A 24,383-nucleotide genomic window follows, 5' to 3' on the forward strand; every position below is an offset into this window, starting at 1 on the left:
GATCTGGTTCAGATAAGTCTGACATAACCCACGTCCCGACTGGCTCGCCCGGCGCGCCGGTGCATTTTGCTGTTTCTGCCCAAGGCCCCTGCCATGTTTCGTTTTTTCGAGAATCTCGTCGACCCTTATATTGCCTATTCAGAGTCTGATACGCCGCCACGCAAGCTCTGGCCGTTTCTGCGTGAGTATTCCATCCCTTTCAAAAAGGTCTTCATGCTCACCGGGGTGATGTCCATCATTGTTGCCGCGATCGAAATCGGGCTGATCTATTACATGGGACGTCTTGTTGATCTGCTGGATAGCGATCCCGCACAGATCTGGGCCGATCACGGCATCGAATTTATCTGCGTTGCGGCCTTCGTGCTGATCCTGCGCCCGCTTCTGCAGGGGTTCGACGTGGCCTTGCTGAACAACGCCATTCTGCCGAATTTTGGCACGCTGATCCGTTGGCGCGCCCACCGGCATGTGCTGCGGCAGTCTGTCGGCTGGTTCGAGAACGATTTTGCGGGCCGGATCGCCAACCGCATCATGCAGACGCCGCCCGCTGCGGGTGAAGTGGTGTTCCAGGTGTTCGATGCGATGTCTTATGCGCTGGCCTATATGATCGGCGCGGCGATTCTGCTGTCCACCTCTGATTGGCGCTTGTTAGTGCCGCTTTTGATCTGGTTTGCCCTTTACGCGGCGCTTGTGAAATGGACTGTTACCCGTGTCGGGCCGGCGTCCAAGGCCGCATCTGATGCGCGGTCCATGGTGACCGGGCGCGTGGTGGATGCCTATACCAACATCCATTCGGTCAAGATGTTCGCGCATCACGACTTGGAAGTCAGCTTTGCCAAGGAAGCCATCGAGAAGACCCGCGTCACCATTCAGAACGAGATGCGGATCTTTACGGTCATGGATGTCGTTCTGGTGGCCCTGAATGGCGTCTTGATCGTGGGTGTTGTCGGCTGGGCGCTGGCGCTCTGGATCGCGGGCGAGGCCAGTGTCGGTGTCGTTGCAGCGGCCTCTGCGCTGACATTGCGGCTTAACGCCATGACCGGCTGGATCATGTGGGCGCTGTCGTCATTCTTCCGTGAGCTTGGCGTGGTCGCGGAGGGGATGGAGACGATTGCGCAACCCGTCACGCTGACCGACCAGAAAGGTGCGGCACCCCTGAAGCTGGAACACGGCCGTATCGAGATCAAGGGCCTGTCGCATCACTACGGGCGCTATTCGGGCGGGCTGAACGACATTTCCCTGACCATCAAACCGGGGGAGCGGATTGGCCTTGTTGGCCGTTCCGGTGCGGGAAAGTCGACCTTGGTAAAGCTGTTGCTGCGGTTCTATGACCCGGAGGCAGGCCAGATCCTGATCGACGGGCAGGACATCACGACCGTCCGCCAGGACAGCCTGCGGCGGCAGATCGGCATGGTCCAGCAGGACAGTTCCCTGCTGCACCGGTCGGTGCGCGACAATATCATCTACGGCAATCCCGAAGCATCCGAGGCCCAGATGATTGCCGCGTCGAAGCAGGCGCAGGCGCATGATTTCATCCAGGATCTCGTCGATCCCGAAGGGCGGAAGGGTTACGATTCGCGTGTGGGCGAGCGTGGCGTAAAGCTGTCCGGCGGGCAGCGCCAGCGGATCACGCTGGCCCGGGTGATCCTGAAAGACGCGCCAATTCTGTTGCTGGACGAAGCGACAAGCGCGCTCGACAGCGAGGTGGAGGCGGCCATTCAGGAGACGCTTTATGGCATGATGGCGGGCAAGACGGTGATCGCAATTGCACACCGGCTTTCCACAATTGCGGAAATGGATCGGATTATCGTTCTGGATCAAGGTGCTATTGTCGAAGACGGCACTCATGACGCGCTTTTGGCCCAGGGCGGACTATATGCAGATTTCTGGAACCGCCAGTCCGGCGGCTTCCTGACGATGGATATGGAAGAGACACCCGCGTGAGACTTGCCAACTGGATCGACCCGTTCTCCAAAAGCGACAGCCCGCCGCCGCGGCACCTGATGGGATTCTTCCGCTGGACCCTCAAGGGGTCCGGGTCGGCGCTGGCCACAGCATCGGTGCTGTCGATCCTGGCTGGCGTGGTCGAGGTGATGGCAGCGTTGATCCTTGGTATGGTCGTGGATGCGGCGCTGTCTTCTGACGCGGGGTCGGTCTTTCGGGATCAATCGGGTATCTTGCTGTTGTCTCTGGCCTTCTTTGTGATCCTGCGCCCGGCGCTCTTTGGTGCCAGTTCCTTCATGCAGTCCATCGTCATCGGGCCGAATGTGTTCAACCTCGTCCTGTCGCGGTTGCATCGCTATACGCTGGGGCAGGCGGTCACCTTCTTTGACAACGATTTTGCCGGCCGAATCTCGCAAAAGGAAATGCAGACCGGGCGCGCCCTGACCGATGTGGTGATCGAGATGATCCACACGGTTCTTTTTGCGCTGGCGTCCTTTGTCGGGGCGGTAATGTTGCTGGGCACAGTGGATTGGCGCATCGCGCTGGGGCTGGTGGTGTGGATGGGCGGCTACGTCCTTTTGATCCGCCGCTACATGCCGCTTGTGCGGAGCCGGTCAAAGGCGCGCGCATCTGCCCGCGCCATGGTGACGGGGCAGGTGGTCGACACGATCACCAATATCAAAACGGTCAAGCTGTTTGCCCATGCCGAGCATGAGGACCGCGCCGCGCTGGGCGCGATGAGCAGGTTTCGCGATACTTCGCTGGCCTTTGGCAAGGTCAGCGTTTCGTTCCGGTTCTGGCTGATGACAATTGCAGGCCTGCTGCCCGTGCTGCTGGTGGGTGGTGCGCTTTGGTATTGGTCGCTGGGGCTGGTGACGGCAGGCGACATCGCTGCCACCGGCGCCGTGTCACTGCGTCTGGCGCAGATGACCGGCTGGGTCAGTTTCACGTTGATGGCGCTTTATGCCAACCTGGGCGAGGTCGAGGACGGGATGCGCACCCTGACCCCGGCGCAGACCCTACTTGATGCCAAGGACGCGACCGACCTTGAGGCGGCGCAGGGCGATATCGTCTTTGACGATGTGCGTTACACCTATGGGCGCGGCGGCGGCGGTGTCGAGCATTTGTCACTGACCATTGCACCGGGGGAGAAACTGGGTGTGGTCGGGGCGTCGGGTGCGGGAAAATCCAGCCTGGTTTCGCTTCTTTTGCGGCTCTATCCGCTGGAGAAGGGCCGTATTCTGATTGACGGTCAGGACATTGCCCATGTGACGCAGGAAAGCCTGCGGCGGCAGATCGGCATGGTCACGCAGGAAACCGCGATGTTCAACCGCTCAGCCTTTGACAACATCAGATACGGCAAGCCTGACGCGACCCGCGACGAGGTTATCGCGGCTGCGCGCAAGGCCGAGGCGCATGAGTTCATCGAGAACATGCAGGACCACAAGGGCCGCAAGGGATACGATGCGCATCTGGGCGAGCGGGGTGTGAAGCTTTCGGGCGGTCAGCGCCAGCGGATCGCTTTGGCCCGCGCCATTCTCAAGGATGCACCGATCCTTGTGCTGGATGAAGCGACCAGCGCGCTCGACAGTGAGGTCGAAGCGTCGATCCAGGCTGCGTTGACCCGTGTGATGGAGGGCAAGACGGTGCTGGCCGTGGCGCACCGCCTGTCCACGCTCACGGATATGGACCGGATCATCGTGATGGACGCGGGCCGGATCGTTGAAGAGGGGACGCATGAGAGCCTGTTGGCCGAGGATGGGCTTTATGCCCGCTACTGGCACCGGCAGTCTGGCGGGTTCCTCGATTTGGCGGCGGCGGAATAGGCCCTTTTTCTATGCCCGTGCACAGGATATGGCGCTGGTATGACAGAACATCAGATCATTCGTTTGGGTCACCACGGTGACGGTATCGCAAGTGGCCCGATTTACGCGCCCATGACCCTGCCGGGCGAGATCGTTTCCGGCGAGGTCGAGGGCGAGACGCTTACCAATGTCCGGATCGTGACGCCGTCGGATCAACGGGTGTCGCCGCCCTGCCGCCACTACAAGTCCTGCGGCGGGTGTCAGTTGCAGCATGCCTCGGATGATTTCGTTGCGGGCTGGAAACAGGAATTCGTTCGGATTTCGTTGAATGCCCATGGGTTAGAGACTGAATTCCGTCCCATCGTCACCTCCCCGCCGCAGTCGCGCCGCAGGGCCGCTTTTGCCGCGCGCCGAACCAAGAAGGGCGCCATGGCCGGGTTCCACGGCCGTGCATCCGACGTGATCGTCGAGATTCCCGATTGCAAGCTGCTGCATCCCGATCTCATGGCTGGTCTGGCCATTGCGGAACGGTTGGCCATGATCGGCACCAGCCGCAAAGCGGCGCTGGCCGTGACGGTCACGCAAAGCGATGTGGGGCTGGATGTTGCCGCTGCGCAGGGCAAACCGCTGGATGGGCCCCTGCGCCAGGCCCTGGCACAGGTGACCGAAGAGCTTGGGCTTGCGCGGTTGAGTTGGGATAATGAGACCGTCGCGATGCGCGTGCCCCCGGTGCAGCATTTCGGCAGGGCCAGGGTGACGCCACCGCCGGGCGCATTCCTGCAGGCCACCAAAGAGGGTGAAGCGGCGCTTTGCGCTGCGGTCAGGGAGGCAGTAGGCCCGGCGGCCCGGATTGCCGACCTGTTCGCCGGATGCGGAACATTCACATTGCCCCTGGCGGAAAACGCCAGTGTCCTGGCGGTGGAAAGCGCAGCGGAAATGCTGGAAGCGCTCGATCACGGATGGCGCATGGCCGAGGGGCTGAAACCGGTCACAACCCAGGCGCGCGACCTCTACCGGCGTCCGATGCTGCCGGATGAACTGGCCAGGATGGATGCCATCGTGCTGGACCCGCCGCGCGCCGGAGCCGAGCGGCAGGTGGTGGAAATCATTCCGGCCAAAGTGCCGCGTATTGCCTATGTTTCGTGCAATCCGGTGACCTTTGCGCGCGATGCCGCAATGTTGGTGGGCGGTGGATATACGCTGGATTGGGTGCAGGTCGTGGACCAGTTTCGCTGGTCGTCACATGTTGAACTTGCCGCGTGTTTCTCCAGATAGCGTCTGCGCCCTGTTCTGATGCCGCAGTGTGAAAATTCTTGTGTCTCACCACTTTTTGAACAGCCCGTTTTGGGGTATGTGATAGCGGGGAACAAAGATACATTTGACCCGTCAGGCAGGATCGAAAACAAATGAAACGCAGAACACTTATTCTGGGCGGCACCGCGCTGGTGGCACTGGGTGCGTGCAGCAACAGCAAGTTCAAGCGCTATAACGGCCCCGAAGTCACCTATGTCGTCGTGAACAAGCAGGATCGCAAGATGTGGCTGCTGCATCATGACAGGGTGCTGGAGGAATATCCGATTCATCTTGGATTTGCTCCGGTCGGGCACAAGACGGTCGAAGGCGACGGCAAGACGCCGGAAGGCACCTACATCATCGACCGCCGCAATCCGAACAGCCGTTTCCACCTGTCGATTGGGATTTCATATCCCAACGAAGAGGATCGCAGGCGCGCGGAAGAGCTGGGTCAGAAGCCCGGCGGCGACATCTTCATCCATGGCCAGAAACACCCGTCGCGCAAGGACAAGGGCGACTGGACCTGGGGCTGCATCGCTGTCCGGAACAAGGATATCGAAAACATCTATGCGATGGTGCGGGACGGTACACCGATCCTGCTGAACCCGTGAAGGGCAGGGGAACTGCTGATCAGTTCCCCATCACCAGCGTCCACCAGATCTTGCCACCCGGTTCCTGAAACCAGGAAAAGCCCATGTTGCGCGCATCCGGCGACATGATGACGCGACGGGTATCCGGTTGCTCCATCCAGGCGGCCAGGGTCTCCAGCTCCGATTCGTAGGTCTCGGAAATCGTTTCGCCGATCAGGTGACCGGTATAGCCGACGCGGGCGATCCGGTCGATCGGGGAGGACCCGTCAGAGCCGAAGTGCCAGGGCCGATTCTGTACCGACATGTCACGGGAATGCGTGGCGGCAGCAGCGTTCAGCTGCGGGTTCAGTTCCACGGTCGCCTGTCCGGCGGCGCTGCGCAGGGCATTGACGGAATCAAGCATTCTGAACTGAATCTTGCCTGTTTCGCCGGCGCGGATGCGATAGGCCTTGGGCAGCGGTTTGCCATCAGAGCCAATTTGGGGGGTGACTGGCGCACAGGCAGACAAGGCGAGGCAGATTGCCATCAGGACGGACAGGATACGGATCACGGCATAGCTCCACGAGTTTGTTTTGCCCCTCCTACAGCGGACAGCGTTGCAGTTCAAACGCACATCGGCGTTACCTTGCCTGATGACGGGTCTTTGATTTGATACTGAGGCTTTGGGGTCATATATCGGGAAGAATCTCAAAATTCCTTTTTGATGGAGACATGATAATGTCCGACAAGCACCAAAAATTAAGCAGCCGTCGGGCCTTCCTTGCAGGATCCGCCGCCCTGATCGCTTCGCCCGTTTTGGCACAGACCTCGTCAAACGTGAACTCCGAGGCGACAACCCAGACCGAACGTGATCTTACCGAGACGGTCCGCCGCAACATCTCCAGCTTCCGGACGCTGGATTGGCGCCCCTATTTCGACAACACCCGCAACGGCGCGGTTCTGGTCGATATCGACAGCCGCGCAGTGCATTTCTGGTCGGAAGATCAGAGCGTCTACAAGCTTTACCCCTCCTCGGTCCCTCTGACGGAGGACCTGACGCGGCGGGGCCGGACAAGTGTTGTGCAAAAGGTCGTGGGGCCAAGCTGGCGGCCGACGCCGTCCATGCTGCAGCGCAATCCGGAGTGGCCCGAATTCATCGGACCGGGCCCGGATAACCCCCTTGGCACCCACGCGCTGTACCTGAGCTGGACCTACTACCGGATCCACGGCACCCACGACACCCGCAAGATCGGACGGCGGTCGTCGAACGGCTGTATTGGTCTTTATAATGAACACATTGCGGAATTGTTCAGCATGACCAAGGTCGGCACGCAAGTGTTGCTTATTTGACGACATTTCAGGACTTGTAAGGCGCAAAAACGGAATCCGGGTTTGCAATCCCCCGGTTATGCTGTTTAGAAAGTTTTACGAGGTAAGTCTTGGGTGCGTGCGTGCACGATTGTGCAACACGCCTTTTCTGGAGGTTATACTATGAAAAAACTCGTTCTCGCCGCTGCTCTGACAGCCGCTGCATCGACTGCTTACGCTGGTTCGCTGGCAGAGCCGATCGTGGAAGCACCCGTCATCGTTGAAGAAGCATCTTCTTCTTCTTCCGGTGTTCTGGTTCCTCTGCTGCTGCTGGCCGTTGTTGCCGCTGCTGTTGCTTCTGACTAATTCAGAGCGACATCTAAATCGAAAAAGGCGGTGTTCTGCACCGCCTTTTTTGCGTTCCGGGGCATGTTTCCCGGCAAGGGCAACTTGCGTCGCAGGTTCAGCCAGTCAGTCCAGCCAGCCCTTCAGATTCTCCTGAACCGCGTTCGACAGCGCCGTGATATGCGCGTCTTCATCGTTGAGGCAGGGGATATAGGTAAAGCTTTCGCCCCCCGCCTCTTCAAAGCTTTCCTTGATCTCTTCGTTGATCTCTTCCAGCGTTTCGATGCAATCCGCTGAAAAGGCGGGTGCGCAGACCGCGATGGTTTTTTTGCCTGCTTTGGCCTGCCGGGCAACTTCTTCGACGGTGTAGGGCTGCAGCCATTCCTCGGGGCCGAATTTCGATTGGAAGGTCGTCATGATCTGGGTGTCGTCCCAGCCCAGCCGCTCTTTCAGCAGGCGCGTCGTTTTCTGGCATTGGCAATGGTAGGGGTCGCCCTCCATCAGGTAGCGGATGGGGACACCATGATAAGAACAGATCAGGATATCCGGCCGCTTCTCCGCCGCGGCATAGGCGCGCTCGACAGATTGGGCGAGCGCCTCGATATAGTCGGGGCGGTCAAAGTAGGGTTCGACAACCCGCGCGATCGGTTGCCATTTTTCCTTGCCCAAAGCGGCAAAGAACGCGTCGCAGGCCGTGGCTGATGTTGCCCCTGCGTATTGCGGATAAAGCGGAAAGAACAGGATCTTCGTGCAGCCTGCCGCAGTCATTGCGGCAACCTTGGACTGCGTTGACGGGTTTCCGTAACGCATGCAGAAATCAACCATCACGTCATTGCCGTAACGTTCTTTCAGCGCTGCCGCCATCTTGGCGGTCTGCGCCTTGGTAATGGTCATCAACGGGCTTTCACCGGCGGCATGGTTCCAGATGCTCTTGTAGGCGGCGCCGCTGGTGAAGGGGCGTTTGCTGAGGATGACCAGTTGCAGCAGCGGCTGCCAGAGCCATGGGGAATAGTCGATGACCCGGCGATCCGACAGGAATTCTCCAAGGTAACGGCGCATCGACCAGTAGTCATAATTGTCAGGCGTGCCGAGGTTCGCCAGCAGAACGCCGACACGTTCCCTGGGGACAGCGGGATGGTCGGCGTTGGCATGTTGCGGGCGCGCGGCTTGCATAATTCTGTCCTTGGTCACCAGTGTCGTGCTGAAATAGCCGGTTTCAACGCAGGGTCAATTGCGCAACTTTGTCTCATCCGTGTTCAGGGCATCCGCCAGGCGCTGTTGTGCGGAACCGGGCCGCAGCGGTTTCTGCTGGCTTTCGTCCGGGGCCCAGCCGGTCAGGAAAATCAGTTCGAAGGTGGCAATCACACGGCCTTCGCCATCATTGAAATGGTTTTGATAAAGCTGTGCCGCGGTTTCAATCACGGCGCGGGCGGTGGGCCGTCGCAGCCGTGCTGACAGGGCGTTGGATTCGCCCATCGCGCGCAGGTCGCGCATCAGGGCCCAGGCGTCCTGGTAAGAAACGGTCAGAGGCACGGCATCCGCCACCGGCAGCGCAAAACCGGCCCGCTGCAGCAGCCCGCCCATGTCGCGGAGTTCGGCCATGGGCGCGACACGAGGGGACATGCCACCGGTAACCGAGGCTTCGGCCTGACCCAGACAGGCGCGCAATTCCTGCAGGGTCTGCCCACCAAAAGCGGCAGAGACAAACAGACCGTCCGCGCGCAGCGCCCGGCGGCACTGGATCAGCTGCCCGACAGGGTCATTGGCCCAATGCAGCGACATGCCGTGGATCACAAGGTCATGCGCCCCCACCTCCAGCGACAGGACATCCGAGGCGGGAACAACCGTCGCTTCTGGCAGCAGGTCACCCCAGACGGCGGGAAAATCCGTGACCACGGCCGGCGCGGTAAAGGACTTGTTAACCATCCCGAGCCGATCCTGAATCTCGTCGATGGCCTGTTGATGCAGGAACAGCGCCTCGGGCGTTGCGCGCGCGCGTCGAAGGGACAGTGCAGTCAAGTCGGTCAGGGGCGATGGCGTGGTCATGGGAGGTCAATATGCCGTTGTTGGATAGACTGCAAACCGCGTTGAACGCCATCTATCCTGCGCGATGTCTGACCTGCGGTGAAATCGTGGACAGCGACTTTGGCCTCTGCGGACCATGTTGGCGCGACACGTCTTTCATCGGCGGCACGATCTGTGACCAATGTGGTGCACCATTGCCCGGCCTGTCGGGGGGCGATGTATTATTCTGCGATTCCTGCCTGCAAAGCACGCGCCCCTGGGTGCAGGGGCGCGCGGCACTGTTGTACGCCAATACCGGGCGCAAGCTGGTGCTGGCGCTGAAACACGGGGACCGTCAGGAGATTGCGCGGCCCGCAGGCCGCTGGATGACAACAGCTGCGCGACCTGTACTGCAGCCCGACACCCTGATCGCCCCTGTTCCGCTTCATTGGCGGCGCAGGATCAGGCGCAGGTACAACCAGTCGGCTTTGCTGGCCCGCGCGATGGCACGGGAATCGGGGCATCTGTGCTGTGTCGATCTGCTGCAACGGTATCGTGCGACCCCCACGCTGGACGGTCTGGGCCGGGAGGAACGGTGCAAGACCCTTGAAAATGCCATCCGCCTCAACCCGGCCCGGCGGGACGTAGTCCGTGACCGGCCGGTGTTGCTGGTGGATGACGTGATGACCTCCGGCGCGACATTGGCCGCCGCGACGGAGGCCTGTCATTCGGCAGGTTCGGGACCTGTTTGTGTGGTAACACTGGCGCGCGTGGCCAAAGACACCTAAATCCCCTCTAAGCGTTTCTTGTTGAAAGGGATATCGAATGAAACCCGTCGAAATCTACACATCGCCGCTTTGCGGTTTCTGTCATGCCGCCAAACGGTTGCTGAACCAGAAGGGTGTCAGCTTTTCCGAGGTGGACGTATTGGCCAACCCCGACCTCAAACCCGAAATGATCCAGCGGGCAAACGGAGGGCGCACCGTTCCGCAGATCTTTATCGGGGAGACCCATGTGGGCGGATGTGACGATCTTTTCGCGCTTGAACGCGAGGGCAAGCTGGATGGCTTGCTGGCTGCATGATGCAAGGCGCGATCCTGCAACTGAATGTCACGGATGACCCCGGGGACAACCTTGGCAAGACGCTGGCCATGCTGGATGAGGCGGTGCGCGCCGGGGCAGAGTTTGTTCTGACGCCGGAAGTGACCAATTGCGTGTCGACCAGCCGCAGCCACCAGCAGGACGTGCTGTTGCATGAAGACGAGGACATCACCCTGGCCGCCCTGCGCAAGGCGGCGGCGGATGCGGGGATCTGGCTGTTGATCGGGTCGCTCGGGCTCAAGACCGGGGACGCGGACGGGCGTTTTGCCAACCGGTCCTTTCTGATCGACCCGCAGGGCGGGATCGTGGCGCGATACGACAAGATCCACATGTTCGACGTGCAGATAAACGAGAGCGAGACCTATCGCGAATCGGCGGGCTACCGTCCGGGCACGCAGGCCGTGGTGGCCGACACGCCCTTTGGCAAGATCGGGTTGAGCATCTGTTACGATGTCCGGTTTCCGCTGCTTTACAACGCATTGGCCCGTGCCGGGGCGCAGATCATCACCGTGCCGGCGGCGTTTTCGCCGGTGACCGGTGCGGCCCACTGGCATGCGCTGCTCAGGGCGCGGGCGATTGAGACAGGCTGTTTCGTGATAGCCCCGGCGCAGACGGGCACCCATGCCAGCGCCGAACACAAGACGCGGGATTGCTATGGTCATTCGCTGGTGGTGTCGCCCTGGGGCGAGGTGCTGCTGGATGCAGGCGACACAGCCGGCGTTTACAACTTTGCCCTGGATATGGATGATGTCGCGAAAGCGCGGGGCAAGGTCCCCAGCATGGCAAACGCGCGCATGTTTGATGCGCCTGAAGTGGCTTCTTGATCAGGTCGGTAGATGAGTGATGACAGTCAGACAGTTGCGATCATGCTGTTCAGCGAGTTGCTGGCGGCCGATCACGCTGTGCGCAGTCGTCTGACACGGGTGTTGCCGAAGGGAATGGAGATTTCGCATTTCTCGGTGCTGAACCATCTTTCCTGGCAGGGCGATGAAAGCAGCCCGGCGCGGTTGGCCGAACGGTTCGGTGTCACCCGCGGGGCGATGACCAATACCCTGACCAAGCTGGAATGGTCCGGCTATGTCCACATCCGCCCGGACTGGGACGATGCGCGGCGCAAGATGGTCGCGATCAGCCCGGCGGGGCGGCAGGCACGCGACGATGCGGTGGCTGCCATCGCGCCGATGATCAACGAGGTGGTGGAAAGCCTGGGCGAGGAACAGACCCGCGCGGCCCTGCCGATCCTGCGCGAAATCCGGATCAAGCTTTCCTGAGGCTTGCCGTCACGTAGTTCACGCTCAGGTCCTTGTCGGACAGCCGCCAGGTCCAGGCGATGGGGTTGAATACGAACCCCTTGCGGTCCACCGGCTCAAGCCCTGCCTGCCGCAGCAGGTCGAACAATTCGTCGGGGGTGATGAACTTGGACCATTCATGTGTCCCTTTCGGCAGCCATCGCATGATGTGTTCCGCCCCCACGATCGCCATGGCAAAGGATTTCGGATTTCGGTTGATTGTCGAACAGATGTGCAGCCCGCCCGGTTTCAGCAGGTCATGGCAGGCGGTCAGGTAATCAATCGGGGAAGCGACATGTTCGACCACTTCCATGTTGAGGACAACATCGAACCGTTCGCCCGCCTCTGCCATCGCTTCGGCAGTGGTGTGGCGGTAGTCGATATCGAGGCCGGATTGTTCCGCGTGGACCCGTGCCACGGGAATATTCCCTTCCGCCGCATCGGCGCCGACCACATCCGCACCCAGCCGCGCCATCGGTTCTGCCAGCAGCCCGCCGCCGCAGCCGATATCGAGGATTCGCAGGCCCTTGAAAGGGTCGGCGGCTTTCAGGTCGCGGTCGAATTCCCCGGCAATCTGGCTGGTGATATAATCCAGCCGACAGGGATTGAGCATGTGCAGCGGCTTGAACTTTCCGTTCAGATCCCACCATTCGGCGGCCATGGCTTCGAATTTGGAAATTTCTGACGGATCAACTGTTGTTCGAGACATTTGCATTTTCCGCTTCCTATGTTCTTGTAGACTTGGACACTATATAGGTCCCCCATGGACAAGTATCCCGACCAAATGCGCGCGGCGCAGTATCTTTATCCGCCCATTGACCCCTTCGATCAGGGGATGATGTCGGTCGGGCAGGGGCATAGGGTTTATTACGAACAATGCGGCAACCCGGATGGGCTTCCGGTTGTGGTCCTGCATGGTGGCCCCGGTGGCGGCTGCAGCCCGTCGATGCGCCGATATTTCGATCCCTCCGTCTATCGGGTGATTCTGTTTGATCAGCGCGGCTGTGGACGGTCGCGGCCCCACGCAAGCGTGACGGACAACACCACCTGGCACCTGGTCGCGGACATCGAGATGATTCGCAAAGAATTGAAGATCGACCGCTGGATCGTCTTTGGCGGGTCCTGGGGGGCGACGTTGGCGCTGGTCTATGCCCAGACACACCCGGATGCCGTGCGCCACCTGGTCTTGCGCGGCGTTTTCCTGATGACACAGTCGGAGCTGGATTGGTTCTATGGCGGCGGCGCCGGGAAATTCTGGCCCGAGGTCTGGGACCGCTTCGTGTCCTTGATTCCCAAAGAAGAACAGGACGACCTGATCAAGGCCTACCACAGGCGTCTGTTTTCGGGCGATCTGCCGATTGAGCAGCGCTTTGGCAGGGCCTGGGCCGCATGGGAAAACGCGCTGGCGTCGATCCAGTCGTCGGGGGCATCGCATGAGGGGCCATCCGACTATGCCCGCGCCTTTTCCCGGTTGGAGAATCACTATTTCACCAATGCGGGCTTTCTGGAGTTCGACGGCCAGATCGTGGAACATATGCCGCGTATCGCGCATATCCCCGGCACCATCGTGCAGGGGCGGTATGACATGATCTGTCCGCCGGTCAGCGCCCACAGGATCGCGGAACGCTGGCCCGGTGTGGAGCTGTTGATGGTGCGCAATGCGGGCCATGCCCTGTCGGAACCGGGGATCAGTGCGGAGCTGGTGCGCGCCATGGACAGAATCGCGAAGCTATGAGCCGCAGGACCACCCTTCTTGACCGACGCGCGGTCTTTTCCAGTGCCGCGGCGGCGGCCTTGCTGGCCGCCACGGGCGTTGGCGCGGCGGGCGTGCCCGCACGTGGCGGGCGTTTGCGGATGGCGCTGTCGGGCGGATCCCGCAGCGATTCGTGGTCGCAGGGTGATGGGTTGTTCATGCAGGTGGCGCGGCAGGGGCTGATCTACGACACCCTGACCGAAGTGGCCGCAGATGGCACCCTGCGCGCGGAACTCGCGCTGGGCTGGCAGGCCTCGGACGATGCGCGGGTCTGGGATTTCGACCTGCGTCGCGGGGTACGGTTCCATGACGGTGCTGCTTTTACGGCGGCGGATGCGGTGGCCAGCCTGCGCGGGCTGGTGGCGGGAGAGGTGCGTGCAATGCGCCCCGACCAGCTGAGAATCACCCTGGAAGTACCGAACGTTGGGCTGCCGCTGATGCTGTCGGGGCCTGAGTACGTGATCCGGCCCGCCCATGCACCGGAGGCAGGCATCGGCACCGGGCTTTACCAGCTGCGCCGGTTCCGGCCCGGCCAGCAGGTTCTGGCGACGCGAACAGCCAGCCACTACCGCGACGGCACGGCGGGCTGGTTTGACGAGGTCGAGCTGACCTCGATCCCTTCCGAACCGGTGCGTGGCCAGGCGCTGGGCGAATACCTGGTCGACGCGGTGGATATCCGCGACGCGGGCGCGCTTGCCGGTTTGCCGGATATTCACCTGATGCCCGACGCGCGGCACCCGGTGCAGGCCGTCAGCGCCGCCGTCGCTCAGCCCGCGCAGGTCAGCCCCCTTCGCCCGCTGGACAACCTGCGCGCGGCGGAACGCTGGTGGTTCGGATGAGCCTTGCGCGGGGGGCCTTGCGATTGGCGGCAACCCGGCGTATATGGTTGCCAACAGCGGCGCGTTCGGGTCCACACCAAACGCTCCACCGATCTTGAACACGGGCCGCGCGCCCGTTTTTTTGTGTCTGAAAGAACCATGTCCAACGATCTGATAGCAAAAGCCGCCATTGACCGCCGCCTGGCCGAGATCATCACCCCGGTGATCGAGGACATGGGGTTTGAACTGGTGCGCGTGCGACTGATGTCAGGCAAGAACACGACCCTGCAGATCATGGCCGACAGGCCCGAGGGCGGGATCGAGGTTGATGACCTTGCGCTGATCAATCAGGCCATCGGCACCGTGCTGGATGTCGAAGACCCGATCCTCGATGAATACACGCTGGAGGTCTCAAGCCCCGGCATCGACCGTCCGCTGACCCGGCTCAAGGATTTCGACATGTTCGAAGGCTACGAGGCCAAGATCGAGACGGACGAGCTGATCGACGGCCGCCGCCGTTTCAAGGGCGAGCTGGCCGGGATTGACGGGAACGAAGTGCTGATCAACGTCGAAGAGGGGACCATCGGGCTCAACTTTGACTGGCTGTCGGACGCCAAGCTGGTGCTGACGGACGAGCTGATCAAGGAAATGTTGCGCCAACGCAAGGCGGCCGGCGCGCTGAATGAAGAAGATTTCGATGAAGTTCAGACCGATGACGGGTCTGCTGAGGGAGAAGACTAATGGCCATTACATCTGCCAACCAGCTTGAGCTGCTGCAAACCGCCGAAGCGGTGGCGCGTGAAAAGATGATCGACCCCGGTCTGGTGGTCGAAGCGATGGAAGAATCGCTCGCCCGGGCGGCCAAGTCCCGCTATGGCGCGGAAATGGACATCCGTGTGTCCATCGACCGCAAGACCGGGCGCGCCACCTTTACCCGCGTCCGCACGGTGGTCGAGGATGAGGAACTGGAAAACTACCAGGCCGAGTTCACGGTTGAGCAAGCCCGGCAGTACATGGACGATCCCAAGGTCGGCGATACGCTGGTTGAGGAAGTGCCCCCCGTTGAAATGGGCCGCATCGCCGCGCAATCGGCCAAGCAGGTGATCCTGCAGAAGGTCCGCGAAGCCGAGCGTGACCGCCAGTACGAAGAATTCAAGGACCGCGCAGGCACCATCATCAACGGCCTGGTCAAGCGCGAGGAATACGGCAACGTCATCGTCGATGTGGGCGCTGGCGAAGCGATCCTGCGCCGGAACGAAAAGATCGGCCGCGAAAGCTACCGGCCCAACGACCGTATCCGCGTCTATATCAAGGACGTGCGCCGCGAGCAGCGCGGGCCGCAGATTTTCCTGTCGCGCACAGCGCCCGAGTTCATGGCCGAATTGTTCAAGATGGAAGTGCCCGAAATCTATGACGGCATCATCGAGATCAAGGCCGTGGCCCGCGACCCCGGTTCGCGCGCCAAGATCGCCGTCATCTCCTATGACAGCTCGATCGACCCGGTTGGCGCCTGCGTCGGCATGCGCGGCAGCCGCGTGCAGGCCGTGGTGAACGAGCTTCAGGGCGAAAAGATCGACATCATCCCCTGGAACGAGGATCAGCCGACCTTCCTGGTGAACGCGCTGCAGCCTGCGGAAGTGTCCAAGGTTGTTCTGGATGAAGAAGCCGGCAAGATCGAAGTCGTCGTCCCCGAAGAGCAGCTGTCGCTTGCCATCGGCCGTCGCGGTCAGAACGTGCGTCTGGCCAGCCAACTGACCGGTCTTGATATCGACATCATGACCGAAGAGCAGGAAAGCCAGCGCCGTCAGGCCGAGTTCGAGCTGCGCACCAAGCTGTTCATGGACAATCTGGACCTGGACGAATTCTTTGCCCAGCTTCTGGTCTCCGAAGGGTTCACCAACCTTGAGGAAGTGGCTTATGTCGAGGTTGACGAGCTTCTGGTGATCGACGGTGTGGACGAAGATACCGCCGCCGAGCTTCAGGCCCGTGCCCGTGACGTGCTGGAAGCGCAGAACAAGGCGGCCCTGGAAGCCGCCCGCGCATTGGGTGTCGAAGACAGCCTGGTTGAATTCGAGGGCCTGACACCCCAGATGATTGAAGCGCTGGCAAAGGATGACGTGAAGACACTGGAAGACTTTGCAACCTGCGCCGACTGGGAACTGGCCGGCGGTTGGACAACCGTGAATGGCGAGCGTGTAAAAGACGATGGCACGCTTGAACCCTTCGACATCTCGCTGGAGGAAGCGCAGGACATGATCATGACCGCCCGCGTCATGCTGGGCTGGGTCGATCCTGCGGATCTTGAAGCGGCTGAAGAAACCGACGAAGACGGCGAAGCAGCCGAGGAGGCCGGGGCCTGATCGCAGGCCCCGGAAGCACCTGATGGGTCGCGGTGGCGCAACCAAGGATCGGTCTGACGGTCCCGAACGCAAATGTATCTCGACGGGCGAGGTGCAACCCAAGTTCGGGCTTGTGCGTTTTGTGGTTGGCCCTGATCAGCAGGTTGTGCCCGATATTCTGGGCAAACTGCCGGGGCGCGGCATCTATGTCGCGGCGGATCGCGATGCGATTGAACTGGCGGTGAAGAAAAAGCTGTTTACCCGTGCAGCCAAGCAGCAGGTGAATGTACCTGAAGGGTTGGCTGATGAAGTGGAAAAGCAGCTTGCCCGGCGCGTGGTCGACCTTATTTCGTTGCAGCGCAAGGGCGGACGTGCCGTTGCGGGCTACGAAAAGGTAAAGAGCTGGCTGCAGTCCGAAGAGGCAGAAGTGCTGATCCAGGCGTCAGACGGATCGGGTCGCGGCAAGAGCAAGTTAAGCACGCCGCACTACGGCCATTACATCGGATGGCTGACGGCAGATGAATTGGGTTTGGCTTTCGGACGTCAAACTGTGATACATGGGGCGCTCGCCTCTGGTGGACTCACGCTACGTGTTGTAGAGGAAGCCCAACGACTTAAAGGCGTGCGCAAAAACGAGACTGGCAAGGGCCAGTCGAAAGGATAGACGAGCTAGATGAGCGATAGTGACGGCAAGAAAACATTGGGTCTGCGCGGAGGCGCGCGTCCGGGGAATGTAAAGCAAAGCTTTAGCCATGGGCGGACCAAGAACGTCGTAGTCGAAACCAAGCGCAAGCGCGTTGTGGTGCCCAAGCCGGGTGCCGGTAAGGCAGGTGCTGGCGGATCTCCGGTTGGGGACCCTTCCAAGCGTCCTGCGGGGATCACCGATGCGGAAATGGATCGCCGCCTGAGGGCTGTTCAGGCCGCCAAGGCCCGCGAGTCCGAAGAGGCCGCAGCCCGCGAAGCCGAAGAAAAGGCCCGCGCGGAAGACCGCGAGCGCCGCAGGGCTGAGCAGGAAGAGAAAGAACGCGAGGAAAAAGAGCGCGAAGAAGCGCTCAAGGCGAAGGCCGAGGAAGAAGCCGCAAAGGTCCGCGAGGCCGCTGCGGCTGCCGAAGCTGCGGCAGCAGCGCCTTCCGAACCTGCCGTTGCCCGCACGCCGAACAACAAGGCGGCACCGGCGCAAGCCCCCCGCAAGACCGAGCGTGACCGCGAGGAAACCAACAAGAAGAACCGCGGCAATGACAACCGTCGCTCCGGCAAGCTGACGGTCAATCAGGCGCTGACCGGCGGCGAAGGCGGACGGCAGCGGTCGATGGCTGCGATGAAGCGCAAGCAGGAACGCGCACGGCAGAAGGCCATGGGTGGCTCTGTCGAGCGTGAAAAGGTCGTGCGCGATGTGCAACTGCCCGAGGCGATTGTCGTTTCCGAACTGGCCAACCGTATGGCCGAACGTGTGGGCGAAGTCGTCAAGGCGCTGATGAACAACGGCATGATGGTGACGCAGAATGAAACCATTGATGCCGATACCGCCGAACTGATCATCGAGGAATTCGGCCACAAGGTTGTCCGCGTTTCCGATTCCGACGTCGAGGATGTCATCAAGGAAGTCATCGACGATCCCAAGGATCTGGTTGGCCGTCCGCCGGTCATCACCATCATGGGTCACGTCGACCACGGCAAGACATCGCTGCTGGATGCAATCCGCAACGCCAAGGTCGTCGCGGGCGAAGCTGGCGGGATCACCCAGCACATCGGGGCCTATCAGGTTACCACCGAAAACGGTGCCGTGCTGTCTTTCCTCGATACACCGGGCCACGCGGCGTTTACGTCGATGCGGTCGCGCGGTGCTCAGGTGACGGACATCGTGGTGCTGGTTGTGGCTGCGGATGATGCGGTGATGCCGCAGACCATCGAAGCGATCAATCACGCGAAAGCGGCCAAGGTGCCGATGATCGTGGCGATCAACAAGATCGACAAGCCTGCCGCGAACCCGGACAAGGTCCGTACCGATCTGCTGCAACACGAGGTCATCGTGGAAAAGCTGTCGGGCGACGTTCAGGACGTGGAGGTTTCCGCGACCACCGGTCAGGGCCTGGATCAACTGCTTGAGGCCATCGCGCTGCAGGCCGAGATCCTGGAGCTCAAGGCGAACCCGGACCGTGCCGCTGTTGGTGCCGTGATCGAAGCGCAGCTTGACGTGGGCCGCGGCCCCGTGGCGACGGTTCTGATCCAGAACGGCACGCTGCGCCAGGGCGACATCTTTGTCGTGGGCGAACAATACGGCAAGGTGCGTGCGCTGATCAACGATCAGGGCGAGCGTGTGAAGGAAGCCGGGCCATCTGTTCCCGTCGAGGTTCTGGGCCTGAACGGGACACCCGAAGCAGGCGACGTGCTGAACGTGACCAGCACCGAAGCTCAGGCGCGCGAGATCGCCAGCTACCGCGAGAAAGCGGCCAAGGACAAACGCGCTGCGGCGGGTGCGGCGACCACTCTCGAACAGCTGATGGCCAATGCCAAGGCGGACGAGGATGTTTCCGAACTGCCGATCCTGGTCAAGGCCGACGTGCAGGGTTCTGCCGAAGCCATCGTTCAGGCGATGGAAAAGATCGGCAACGACGAGGTGCGCGTGCGGGTTCTTCACTCCGGTGTCGGTGCGATCACCGAGACGGACGTGGGTCTTGCCGAAGCATCCGGTGCCCCGATCATGGGCTTCAACGTCCGTGCCAACGCATCCGCGCGCAACACAGCCAACCAGAAGGGTGTGGAGATCCGGTATTATTCGGTGATCTACGATCTTGTGGACGATGTGAAGGCTGCGGCCTCCGGCCTGCTCAGCAACGAGATCAAGGAGAACTTCATTGGTTATGCAACCATCAAGGAAGTCTTCAAGGTCACCGGTGTGGGCAAGGTTGCCGGCTGTCTGGTCACCGAAGGTGTCGCAAGGCGCTCTGCCGGTGTGCGTCTGCTGCGCGACAACGTCGTGATCCACGAAGGGACGCTGAAAACGCTCAAGCGGTTCAAGGATGAAGTGCCCGAAGTGCAGTCCGGTCAGGAATGCGGCATGGCCTTCGAGAATTACGATGATATCCGTCCCGATGACGTGATCGAAATCTTTGAACGTGAGGAAGTCACCCGGACCTTGAGCTGATCGCGTTCAGCTTTGAAAATTGTCAGGGACCCGGCTGAATTGCCGGGTCTCTTTCGTTTCAAACCGGCCCGTTTCCTCGTCAAAGCTTTGCCGGGCGACGTGAATTGTATCTGGCGAGATGTCGATCAGATTGAAATCATTGGGTTCGCCGCGCATCCGTGACGACAGGCTGGTGCCCGCATGCAGCTGGATCGCATTGCGGTGCAATTCTTCCCCGGCGCGGTGGGCGAATTCTCCGGCGTGCCACAGGTGCAGATGCCCCGACAGGATCAGATCGGCACCGCAGCCAATCAGGCGCTCCAGCGCAGCGGCAGCGCCGGGGATGGGTTTCTTGCTGACGCCTCTGGGGTGCTCAAGCGGATGGTGGGCGACCAGCACGCGCAGCTTATGGGCAGGCGCGCCCCGCATGGCATTGCAGGCCCTGAGCAACCGGGACGCGGACAGGCGACCTGCCTGCCATTGAAAGCGGTCGACGGTGTTCAGGCCGACCATCACCATCTGCTCGGTTTCGACACGCGGGGTCAGATCGCGGGATATATAGCTGCGATAATGCCCGAAAGGCCGGAAAAAGCGCGTCAGGGGCCGGTGGATGGGGATGTCGTGATTGCCGGGGATGCACAGCACCGGCGCGTTGATCCGGTCGATAAACGCGCGGGCGCTCATATATTCCCGCCGCCGCGCGCGCTGGGTCAAATCACCCGAGATCGCAACCTGATCAGGTCCGAGTTCCGACAGCGCCCTGAGCAGTGGCTCGATCAGATTGGCACGGTCCTTGCCGAAATGCAGATCGGACAGGTGGATCAGCCGGGTCATCGCACGGAAGGCGGCGCATCGCGCGGGACCATGATCCGCAAGGGATCTGCCGCGTGGCGCAGGGTAAAGGGCCCGCCCATGCGGGTGATCTCCCCATCCCGCGCAACCGGACGGCGTTTCCGTTTCATCACGATTTCGATGTTTTTCCCGCTGATCATTTCGTAATCAGTTTCAGATTTTGCAATGCCAAGGGCAAGGGCCGCTGCATGGCGAAACAGACCCAGGCGCCCGGTATTGGGGGCGATCAGCACCACCAGTTCACCTGCCGCCACGGCCTCCGCGCCATCCAGCCCCATTTGCTGCAGCTGGTAGGCGTTGTTGATGACAAAGATGATCGGGGTGCGGCGGGTCAGGGTCTGATCGTCGACCCTGACGTTCAGACGCAGTGGCGCACGGAAGGTCACAAGAGTTTTCACCACGGACCAATAGGCCGCCAACCTGCTGCGGCCCCAGCGGCGGTAGGTCCCCTCGCGGGTCTGGAGGATTGCCGCATAGGCCCCGATGCTGGCGTTGTTGAGGAACATCCGGTCATTGACGGTTGCAACATTGACCGCGCGGGGCTGTCCCGTGATCAGGGTTTCCACCGCCGCATCCATTTCCTGTGGCAGGCCCAGAGAGCGGGCAAAGTAATTGAATGTGCCCGCCGGGATGATGCCGATGGCACGGCCACTGCCCGCCAGCACAGAGGCCGCGCCGCAGATCGTGCCGTCACCGCCCGCTATCGCCAGGGCAGCGTCCGGGTCGGCCAGCGCCGCATTTGCCGCGGCCTCCACACTGTCATGATCCTGGACATTGATAAAATCGACGCCGCGTCCACGCTTGGTGAACGCGGCGGTAATTGCCGATCTCTTGTCATCGCCATCCTGACTGCCGGAGGCAGCATTAAGGATCACGATTGTTCGTTGGTCTGACATCTTCTGCCCCTATCACAAAAGGGCAGATGCCCCAGAGGACAACGCCCAAGGTCGGGCGAAGTTCGTCAGACGCCAAAATATTCCGTCAGTTGCTCCGATTCACAGGCTTTCCGCTATAAATCTTGTCGTCCACCTGCACGGTCATCTGTCCGTTTGGTGTGTTGCCGACAAAGATACCCTGCACGGAAATACAGGAACCGATCGTAATCGTGCGCAACATACTGCTTCCTCCCCAGAAAGTTGAAATCAGTTTACCAAACAATAAGAGCATTACCACAAAATTGTTTTACAAAAGCTTAACTTTGGTGCGCAAATTTAGGGCGGTTGCGCAATTTTGTTTCACAACCAGTCTCGGAGAACGGGGATAAGCGGGATATCGGCCGCTGGCATCGGGTAGTTGCGCAAATCGTTCGGGCGCACCCATTTCAGTGACTGACCTTCGTTCGACCGCGGCGTGCCTTCCCATTTGCGGCAGGCAAACAAGGGCATCAGCAGGTGAAACCTGTCATAGCTGTGGCTGGCAAAGGTCAGCGGCGCCAGGCAGGAAGACCAGGTATTGATCCCCAATTCCTCCTGCAACTCGCGGATCAGCGCCATTTCAGGTGTTTCGCCCGGTTCGACCTTGCCGCCCGGAAACTCCCACAAGCCCGCCATTTCCTTGCCCTCGGGCCGTTGCGCCAACAGGACCCGCCCGTCGACGTCGATCAGCGCAACGGCAGAGACAAGTACAACCTTCACTTCAGGCGTCTCTGCGGGGTCATGAGCGGTAGTCGGCATTGATCGCGATATAGCCGTGCGTCAGATCACAGGTCCAGACCGTGGCGGTGCCGGCCCCGAGGCCCAGATCCACGGCGATCACGATGTTCTCGCCCTTCATATGGGCGGCTGCGGCTTCCTCGGAGTAATTGGGGCTGCGCCAGCCATCCTTGGCGACTTCCACCTCTCCGAAACGGATCGACAGGCGGTCGCGATCTGCATCTGCACCGGATTTGCCGATGGCCATGACAACCCGGCCCCAGTTCGGATCTTCGCCCGCGATGGCGGTCTTGATCAGGGGTGAATTGGCGATTGCCATGGCATGTGTCCTGGCGTCTGCATCCGATGCGGCACCGGTGATGGCGACCTCGACGAATTTCGTCGCACCCTCGCCATCGCGCACGACCTGATGGGCGAGATCCAGCATCACACCATGCATGGCGGCGGCAAATTCCGCATTCCCCGTCACGTCCTGGCCCGACGCGCCGGTGGCGGCGACGATCAGGCTGTCCGATGTCGATGTATCGCTGTCCACGGTGATACAGTTGAATGTCTTGTCCGCGCCTGTGCTGATCATCGCCTGCAGCGCCGCCTGATCAATCGCGGCATCGGTAAAGATATAGACCAGCATCGTGGCCATGTCGGGGGCGATCATGCCGGAACCCTTGGCGATCCCGGCAATCTTAACCGTTGTGCCACCAACCTCTATTTCCGCCGACGCGCCCTTGGGAAAGGTGTCGGTCGTCATGATGGCCTTGGCCGCGGCGGCAATGCCGCCGGCATCCAGCCCGGACTGCAGCTCGGCGAGGCTGGCGGTGACCCGCTCATGCGGCAAGGGTTCGCCGATCACGCCGGTGGAGGAGGTGAAGACACGCGATTGCGGGACATCGCAGGCGGCTGCCACAGCCGATGTGATGGCCTGCACCGAGGCGACACCGTTCTTGCCGGTAAAGGCATTGGCGTTGCCCGAGTTCACCAGTATCGCGGCCCCCGCATCGCAGGCACCGCCGATCTTGTCCTGGCAATCCAGCACCGGCGCGGCGCGGGTCCTGGACCGGGTAAAGACCCCGGCCACCGCCGTTCCCGGCGCCAGTTCCGCCAGCATCACATCAGTGCGGCCCTGGTATTTGACCCCGGCAGAGGCGGTGGCGAAACGCACACCGCCAATGACCGGCAATTGCGGGAAGGCCGCAGGGGCCAGCGGGGAGACTTGTGTGATCTTGCCCAATTCTTACTCCAGCCATTCGACGTTTTTGAGAACCGCCGGGTCGATCCCTTCGGCGGCGGATTGATCCACGTCAGCCTTCTCGGTGATTTCCTCGATGGCGGTTTGAACACGGGTCTGGCGCAGCTGCAGTTCGATCTCTTCGCGGACAGCGTCCAGCGCAGGCGCTTCGGTGTCGCGCACCTCGTTCAGCTTGATCACATGCCAGCCGAACTGTGTCTCGACCGGGTCGGAAACCGCGCCCGGTTCCATCTCCATCACGGTGTTCTCGAAGGCAGGCACCATCATGCCCTTGCCAAACCATCCCAGTGCACCACCACCGGGACCGGAGGGGCCGGTCGACTTCTCGCGTGCAAGTTCGGCAAAATCGGCACCTTCATCCAGTTGCTTCTTGATCGCCTGTGCCTCTTCCTGCGTCTCGACCAGGATATGCGCGGCGTTGAATTCCTTTTCCGGCTCGGCGCTGGCGTATTGTTCGTCATAGGCGGCCTGAACCTCCGCTTCGTCCAGCGGTTCCGCCATGATCTTTTCGATCACTTCACCGGCCTTGAGCGAGCGGCTCTCGTTTTCCAGTGACAGGGTGACACGGGCGGGCAAATCGCCCTCAAAATTGTCGCTGAGGGCGGTTTGTTGAACCAGCTGTTCGAGGATGCCCTTGAACAGCACGTCGTCGGGAAGTTGCTGATATTGTTCGGGCAGGCGCGCGCGGGCGATGATCATGTGGCCCAGCGTAATATCGGTGCCGTTGACTGTTGCCACCACGGTATCAAGCTGCGGCGTGTCCTGCGCGGTCGCAGGCAGGCCGAGGCAGGCGGAAACGGCCAGAGCGGCCACGAAAGTGAGTCGTTTGTGCATGGATTGTCCTATCGTTACGCCCCGGGAGGGGCTGCTACATTGACAGTGTTATGTGCGGCCCTTACATCGCCTATCAGGCGCGGCTCAGGCGTTTCCCCATACATCTATGG

General features: G+C 61.1%; 25 protein-coding genes. 16 read left to right on the plus strand and 9 right to left on the minus strand.

Features of this window, described 5'->3' with window-relative positions:
- Positions 1–93: 93 nt before the first annotated feature.
- From PVW51_RS02910 to PVW51_RS02925, 4 genes are all read left to right on the plus strand, one after another.
- Positions 94–1,941 (plus strand): ABC transporter ATP-binding protein, encoded by a 1,848-nt coding sequence (locus tag PVW51_RS02910; RefSeq protein WP_274573552.1) that lies wholly within the window; start codon positions 94–96, stop codon positions 1,939–1,941.
- A complete protein-coding gene (locus tag PVW51_RS02915; RefSeq protein ID WP_274573553.1) occupies positions 1,938–3,767 on the plus strand; it encodes an ABC transporter ATP-binding protein in 1,830 nt (609 codons plus the stop codon). Before PVW51_RS02910 ends, PVW51_RS02915 begins: the two co-directional genes overlap by 4 nt.
- 39 nt (positions 3,768–3,806) lie before the next feature.
- Positions 3,807–5,021, plus strand: a complete 1,215-nt coding sequence (locus PVW51_RS02920; protein ID WP_274573554.1) for a class I SAM-dependent RNA methyltransferase — start codon at positions 3,807–3,809, stop codon at positions 5,019–5,021.
- 131 nt (positions 5,022–5,152) lie between these two features.
- Entirely contained in the window at positions 5,153–5,650 is a 498-nt protein-coding gene (locus PVW51_RS02925) for a L,D-transpeptidase family protein (RefSeq protein WP_269363285.1), read from the plus strand.
- Positions 5,651–5,669: 19 nt separating this feature from the next.
- On the opposite strand, the gene PVW51_RS02930 is transcribed toward PVW51_RS02925, so the two are convergent.
- A complete protein-coding gene (locus PVW51_RS02930; protein WP_269363287.1) occupies positions 5,670–6,179 on the minus strand; it encodes a CAP domain-containing protein in 510 nt (169 codons plus the stop codon).
- A gap of 167 nt (positions 6,180–6,346) precedes the next feature.
- On the opposite strand from PVW51_RS02930, the gene PVW51_RS02935 reads away from it, so the two are divergent.
- Both PVW51_RS02935 and PVW51_RS02940 read left to right on the plus strand, forming a co-directional pair.
- Positions 6,347–6,958, plus strand: coding sequence for a L,D-transpeptidase (locus PVW51_RS02935; RefSeq protein WP_274573555.1), 612 nt, complete (start codon positions 6,347–6,349; stop codon positions 6,956–6,958).
- A 141-nt stretch (positions 6,959–7,099) separates the two neighbouring features.
- On the plus strand, positions 7,100–7,282 hold the full coding sequence (locus PVW51_RS02940) for a hypothetical protein (protein ID WP_269363289.1): 183 nt from the start codon (positions 7,100–7,102) through the stop codon (positions 7,280–7,282).
- 105 nt (positions 7,283–7,387) lie between these two features.
- Here the strand turns inward: PVW51_RS02940 and hemH are convergent, their stop codons facing one another.
- Together hemH and PVW51_RS02950 are read right to left on the minus strand one after the other, a co-directional pair.
- Complete coding sequence (gene hemH / locus PVW51_RS02945) at positions 7,388–8,434, minus strand: ferrochelatase (protein WP_274573556.1); 1,047 nt, start codon at positions 8,432–8,434, stop codon at positions 7,388–7,390.
- Positions 8,435–8,488: 54 nt separating this feature from the next.
- On the minus strand, positions 8,489–9,307 hold the full coding sequence (locus PVW51_RS02950; protein WP_274573557.1) for an SAM-dependent methyltransferase: 819 nt from the start codon (positions 9,305–9,307) through the stop codon (positions 8,489–8,491).
- 11 nt (positions 9,308–9,318) lie between these two features.
- Here PVW51_RS02950 and PVW51_RS02955 point away from each other — a divergent pair, with 11 nt between their 5' ends.
- The 4 genes from PVW51_RS02955 to PVW51_RS02970 are packed head-to-tail and all read left to right on the plus strand — an operon-like array spanning position 9,319 to position 11,637.
- Positions 9,319–10,053 (plus strand): ComF family protein, encoded by a 735-nt coding sequence (locus PVW51_RS02955; protein ID WP_274573558.1) that lies wholly within the window; start codon positions 9,319–9,321, stop codon positions 10,051–10,053.
- Positions 10,054–10,090: 37 nt separating this feature from the next.
- A complete protein-coding gene (gene grxC / locus PVW51_RS02960; protein ID WP_274573559.1) occupies positions 10,091–10,348 on the plus strand; it encodes a glutaredoxin 3 in 258 nt (85 codons plus the stop codon).
- On the plus strand, positions 10,348–11,190 hold the full coding sequence (locus PVW51_RS02965; protein WP_274573561.1) for a carbon-nitrogen hydrolase family protein: 843 nt from the start codon (positions 10,348–10,350) through the stop codon (positions 11,188–11,190). The genes grxC and PVW51_RS02965 overlap by 1 nt, the downstream gene beginning before the upstream one ends.
- A gap of 12 nt (positions 11,191–11,202) precedes the next feature.
- Positions 11,203–11,637, plus strand: coding sequence for a MarR family winged helix-turn-helix transcriptional regulator (locus tag PVW51_RS02970; protein WP_067297619.1), 435 nt, complete (start codon positions 11,203–11,205; stop codon positions 11,635–11,637).
- On the opposite strand, the gene ubiG is transcribed toward PVW51_RS02970, so the two are convergent.
- Entirely contained in the window at positions 11,624–12,370 is a 747-nt protein-coding gene (gene ubiG / locus PVW51_RS02975) for a bifunctional 2-polyprenyl-6-hydroxyphenol methylase/3-demethylubiquinol 3-O-methyltransferase UbiG (RefSeq protein ID WP_274573562.1), read from the minus strand. The two genes, PVW51_RS02970 and ubiG, sit on opposite strands and share 14 nt — an antisense overlap.
- A 48-nt stretch (positions 12,371–12,418) precedes the next feature.
- Here ubiG and pip point away from each other — a divergent pair, with 48 nt between their 5' ends.
- The 6 genes from pip (at position 12,419) to infB (ending at position 19,710) form a co-directional block, all read left to right on the plus strand.
- On the plus strand, positions 12,419–13,390 hold the full coding sequence (pip, locus tag PVW51_RS02980) for a prolyl aminopeptidase (RefSeq protein ID WP_269363303.1): 972 nt from the start codon (positions 12,419–12,421) through the stop codon (positions 13,388–13,390).
- Positions 13,387–14,247, plus strand: a complete 861-nt coding sequence (locus PVW51_RS02985; RefSeq protein WP_269363305.1) for an ABC transporter substrate-binding protein — start codon at positions 13,387–13,389, stop codon at positions 14,245–14,247. The genes pip and PVW51_RS02985 overlap by 4 nt, the downstream gene beginning before the upstream one ends.
- Before the next feature lie 138 nt (positions 14,248–14,385).
- Entirely contained in the window at positions 14,386–14,967 is a 582-nt protein-coding gene (gene rimP / locus PVW51_RS02990) for a ribosome maturation factor RimP (RefSeq protein WP_269363307.1), read from the plus strand.
- Positions 14,967–16,586, plus strand: coding sequence for a transcription termination factor NusA (gene nusA, locus PVW51_RS02995; protein ID WP_269363309.1), 1,620 nt, complete (start codon positions 14,967–14,969; stop codon positions 16,584–16,586). Before rimP ends, nusA begins: the two co-directional genes overlap by 1 nt.
- Before the next feature lie 22 nt (positions 16,587–16,608).
- Positions 16,609–17,229: an RNA-binding protein gene (locus PVW51_RS03000; protein WP_114273982.1), complete on the plus strand. Its 621-nt coding sequence runs from the start codon at positions 16,609–16,611 to the stop codon at positions 17,227–17,229.
- Between the two features lie 9 nt (positions 17,230–17,238).
- Complete coding sequence (gene infB / locus PVW51_RS03005) at positions 17,239–19,710, plus strand: translation initiation factor IF-2 (RefSeq protein WP_269363311.1); 2,472 nt, start codon at positions 17,239–17,241, stop codon at positions 19,708–19,710.
- Between the two features lie 6 nt (positions 19,711–19,716).
- Here the strand turns inward: infB and PVW51_RS03010 are convergent, their stop codons facing one another.
- The 5 genes from PVW51_RS03010 to PVW51_RS03030 form a co-directional block, all read right to left on the minus strand.
- Positions 19,717–20,523, minus strand: coding sequence for a metallophosphoesterase family protein (locus PVW51_RS03010; protein ID WP_274573564.1), 807 nt, complete (start codon positions 20,521–20,523; stop codon positions 19,717–19,719).
- Positions 20,520–21,437: a diacylglycerol/lipid kinase family protein gene (locus PVW51_RS03015; RefSeq protein WP_269363314.1), complete on the minus strand. Its 918-nt coding sequence runs from the start codon at positions 21,435–21,437 to the stop codon at positions 20,520–20,522. Before PVW51_RS03015 ends, PVW51_RS03010 begins: the two co-directional genes overlap by 4 nt.
- A 339-nt stretch (positions 21,438–21,776) precedes the next feature.
- A complete protein-coding gene (locus tag PVW51_RS03020; RefSeq protein ID WP_114273978.1) occupies positions 21,777–22,175 on the minus strand; it encodes a (deoxy)nucleoside triphosphate pyrophosphohydrolase in 399 nt (132 codons plus the stop codon).
- A 19-nt stretch (positions 22,176–22,194) separates the two neighbouring features.
- Positions 22,195–23,421 (minus strand): bifunctional glutamate N-acetyltransferase/amino-acid acetyltransferase ArgJ, encoded by a 1,227-nt coding sequence (argJ, locus tag PVW51_RS03025; RefSeq protein WP_269363318.1) that lies wholly within the window; start codon positions 23,419–23,421, stop codon positions 22,195–22,197.
- 3 nt (positions 23,422–23,424) lie between these two features.
- On the minus strand, positions 23,425–24,273 hold the full coding sequence (locus PVW51_RS03030) for a peptidylprolyl isomerase (RefSeq protein ID WP_274573565.1): 849 nt from the start codon (positions 24,271–24,273) through the stop codon (positions 23,425–23,427).
- Between the last annotated feature and the right edge of the window lie 110 nt (positions 24,274–24,383).

This window comes from Sulfitobacter sp. PR48, from assembly GCF_028807335.1.
Lineage (GTDB): Bacteria > Pseudomonadota > Alphaproteobacteria > Rhodobacterales > Rhodobacteraceae > Sulfitobacter.